The sequence below is a fragment of the Blastocatellia bacterium genome (genome assembly GCA_025054955.1).
GTDB lineage: Bacteria > Acidobacteriota > Blastocatellia > HR10 > J050 > JANWZE01.
The window spans coordinates 1-4,044 of record JANWZE010000138.1 but is presented as its reverse complement, the minus strand read 5'-3'; the positions used below and the strand labels follow the sequence as shown (position 1 = coordinate 4,044).

Annotated in this window: 2 protein-coding genes; both read left to right on the top strand. The window is 55.6% G+C overall.

What is annotated here, in order from left to right; translation table 11 throughout:
- Positions 1-534 precede the first annotated feature (534 nt).
- Positions 535-3,669, top strand: coding sequence for an SNF2-related protein (locus NZ823_17030; GenBank protein MCS6806832.1), 3,135 nt, complete (start codon positions 535-537; stop codon positions 3,667-3,669).
- Between the two features lie 13 nt (positions 3,670-3,682).
- Positions 3,683-4,044: hypothetical protein (locus tag NZ823_17025; protein MCS6806831.1), on the top strand; the 362-nt coding region annotated here is incomplete at its 3' end.

The following is a 4,044-nucleotide window of genomic DNA, read 5'->3' as shown; positions in this document are numbered from 1 at the left end:
TCGCAAATTCATCACGAACCAGCCTCCCCTGCGCCGGTACCCTCCATCCTATCCGCCAACCGTGACCGGAAAAACAGGCTCCCAGCCATCCCAGACGCCCCGAACCGCTTCGGGAAGCTCCCCTTGATGCCGTGCTCCTGTCAGAAACTTGTCCAAAACAGCGCAACCCCGATACGCTCCCGCCGTCGCCGCTTCGGGCCCGTCAAATCGGGCTGGCGTCCCAGCGGCCCATGACTCGACTTTGCAGCCGATCTACCTTTTTTAAGCTGCTCGAAAAGTCACGTTGTAAGGGCGAGCCGCCGCAACACTGCGTCCACCAAGGCCCGCATGGCCTACGTCCCAGTGCCACGCGCGCTGTTCTTCCTTGCAAGTCGTGAGTAAACCGTCGATAAACAAACGGCAGGCCGTTCCTCTCGAACCGTCCTGCCCGGTAGCGTGCGGACTTGAATACGGGAACGGCGTGTGATATATCACAAATCCACGAGCCAGAATCCGGGCAACACCTTGTCAGAGAATCCGTGCTGGAAAGTCATCATGCAACCCCTATTTCGACCGGGAGACATGGTTGTCCAGCGGAATAGGCGGGACGAAAAGGGAGCTGTCGTGGGGCCGGCGCGCCTTCTGGCTGGCCGCTACTACTATAACGTTCTGTTTCCAGGGCGGGGCAGCCCTGTCACCGTGCCAGAGGGAGACCTCGAAAAAGTCACTCCCATTGAATCCATCCGCCAACTTCTGATTGACGGCCGCTTCGGGAACAAGGACACGTTTCTCCGCCTGATCACATTCGAGCGCCTTCGCCAGCCTCTCCAGGACACACTTTATTCACTTCGCGCCAGCAGGACGGAGTTTCAGCCGCACCAATTCAAGCCATTGTTGAAGTTCCTTCGGTCTCCCAAACAGCGCCTTCTTCTCGCAGATGAGGTCGGTTTGGGCAAGACCATAGAGGCAGGCTTTATTCTCTGCGAAATGTTGGCGCGTCACCCCCACACCTTCAGAAGAATTCTGATTGTCTGCAAGGCGTCGCTTTGCGGGAAATGGCAGATGGAACTGAAAACCCGATTCGATCTGGAGTTTCAAATCTGGAAAGCACCACAATTGCGTTCCTTTCTCAAGGAATACATGCATGAGGAAGACCCCGCGCTCCGTGCCATCTGCAGCCTCGAATCGTTCCGCAGTGTGGTTCTGGATCCTGAGTGGCAAGCCGCCTCCCCGCACCTCAATCTTCTTATCATCGATGAAGCACACCACCTGAAGAACGCAGATACGCAATCCCACAAAGCCTGCCGCAGCGCTGCCGAGATGGCCGATGCCGTTCTGGCCCTTACTGCGACACCCATTCAGGTCAATTCGCGGGATCTATTCAACCTGTTGTCTTTGCTGGATCCCGACGAATTCTCGTCCTTTGAGTACTTTCAGGCTTGCATGTGGTACAACCGGCAAATCGTGGACGCGGAACGCAGGATCACCACTACGGACCCCGACCGGTTCAGCCGGATTCGCGAGATCCTGCTGAGGCTGGTCGAAGCTCGATGGAGCGGCGTGAGCTTTTGCCTCGCATTGCCCGCAGAAGGTATCAAACCGAACAAAGACCTAGGCGCCGCCGGACGTGCAGTCGCGGAATCAATCCGCAGGCATCCTCTATTCACGGAGACGCTTCGCCTGCTCGATACGGCAGATCCACAAGACCGCCGGGCAACTGTTGCCATTCAGCGGAACCTGGCAGAACTGAACCTACTTTCAAGGATTCTTAGCAGGACACGCCGAAGAGATGTCTATCTCGGCAGCAAGCGGGAAGCGCACGTCAAGTTGGTTCATATGACAGAAGCCGAGCTGGGCTTCTACCGGGCCGTCCTCAAGTATGTGGGTGACAGGTATGTCCGTGAGGGGAAGGATCCTGCCCTCCTCTTCGGATTGATGATGCCCCAGAGGCAGATGGCAAGCTGCATTCCCGCAATGGTCGAGTTCTACGAGACCGAAGCAGCCATCGTCGGTGGCCTGGATCAGGAGTTATCGGACGTTGATCCCGACGATTGGAATTCAGGCCAGGCGAGCTCCCGTCTCGTCGCCGCTGAAGAGTTGAGGGAAGTGATCCGCAAATGGTATTCCGTTGGACAGCCCGATACAAAATTTGATGTCCTTCACGAGTGTCTGAGGGAGCTGGAAACTGTCCAGCCGGGTGAGCGCATCGTCATTTTCAGCTACTTTAAGCGGACACTGCGTTACCTGGAGCGGCGTTTACGCTCACTTGGCTACTCCTGCACGGTAATTAGTGGTGACTTTTCACCCGAGGAGAGAGACAGCAGGATCAATGAATTTCGCCAGGGCACGTACCGGATCCTTTTGTCATCGGAAGTGGGAAGCGAGGGCTTGGACCTTCAGTTCTGCCATATTCTCTTCAACTACGACCTGCCATGGAACCCGATGGTCGTAGAACAACGGATTGGGCGCCTGGACCGCATCGGGCAGAAAGCCGAAAAAATACTCATTTTCAATCTCTCTGCGCCCGGAACCATCGAGCATGAGATCCTGCAAAGACTGTACAACCGCATCAGGCTTTTCGAGTCATACATTGGCGACTTGGAGGCCATTCTGGGCGATGAGATCAACATGCTGACAAGAGATCTGTTCGATCCATCCCTCTCAGATAAGGATCGCGCGGAAAGAATCGAGCGCGCTGGCCGTGTGCTGGAGCGGAAGAAGCTCGAAATTGAAGAATTGGAGAAGGCCAGCGCGCAGTTTATTGGCCAGGACGAGTTCTATTATCAGGAAGTGGAGGATATCCAAAAACGAGGAAAATTCCTCTCTGCCGATGGCATGGCAGCGTTTGTGCGTGATTTCCTCTGGCAATACGACAGGCAATCAGAGCTGGTAGAAAAGGGCGGCGGCGTTTATCGCCTGATGGCAGGGAAGAAGCTCATGGAGTGGTTGATTTCTCTGCCCGCAGATGATCAGAAGCCGTACCTTTTGTCGCACCTCCACCAGGGAGGGGTGGATGTCACGTTTGAGTCGGACGTTGCTGAAAGAAACCGCTATTTGACGTTTCTTCACGTCAGGCACTTCATCATTCGCGGCATTGTCAATGAATACACGAAGGGATTCGGATTCCAGCATCCGGTCGCCCGGATCGTTCTCCGCGCGTCGGGATCGCTCCATGCCGCGACTTACCTGTACCTGGTCGCCAGAGCGACGATTAAGGCAGCTCGTGAGCAGGATGTTCTACTGCCGGTCATCGTGAATCTGCACACGTTGACGGCCTTGGACGAAGAAGTGTCGGAGATGTGCCTCGCCATGATGATGAGTGAAGGGCGGGACGCGCCGTTGTCGAGGGCACATGAAGCCAGCTTGAGCAGCGCATATGGAGTTGCAGAAGACGTGTTGGCTAAGCGGTTCGAGGAGCGGAAAAATGAAGTGGAACGCGTGAATGAGGCTTTTGTAAATGCTCGGCTTGCAAGTGTTGGGGAGTGGTATCGGCGCAGCATTCAGCGAATTGAGGATCGTCTGCATGAAGCTCTGCAGAAGAACCGCAAAGCGTCCTATGTCCGCATGCTGGAAGGGCAGATTAGGAAGCTCGCGGCTGAAAGGGACAGAAGAATCTCGGAAATCGAAGCACTTCGCTCGGTGAGTGCCGATTTTGTCCTGATTGCCGGAGGAATTCTTGTGGTTGAGTGAATGGCGGCTTGCTATGAGGCTTGTGGTCAAACTTAGGTGCGCGATGGTTCGCCAGCTCAGGGCCATCTTCAGGTGGTTGCGGGGCTTTCGGTCAGATGAAGAGTCCCGTTCACGAGGTGCGCCGAAAACGCCGGTTCTTGGTGCTCTGGTCGAATCTTGCCCCACCGGTCAGGGAGTGAATGCTGCCGGAGTAGAAACTTCTGACAGGGAACGTCACATTGTTGTCGGCGTGGATTTCGGCACAAGCACGACGAAGGTGATTTGGCAGGATCTGGCTGAGGGTCGCTTCGAGATCATGACCTGGTCATCAGGTGGGATCCAGTCGAGCACACGATTGTTACCCTCCACAATGGTTGTGCGAAACGGCAACCTCTA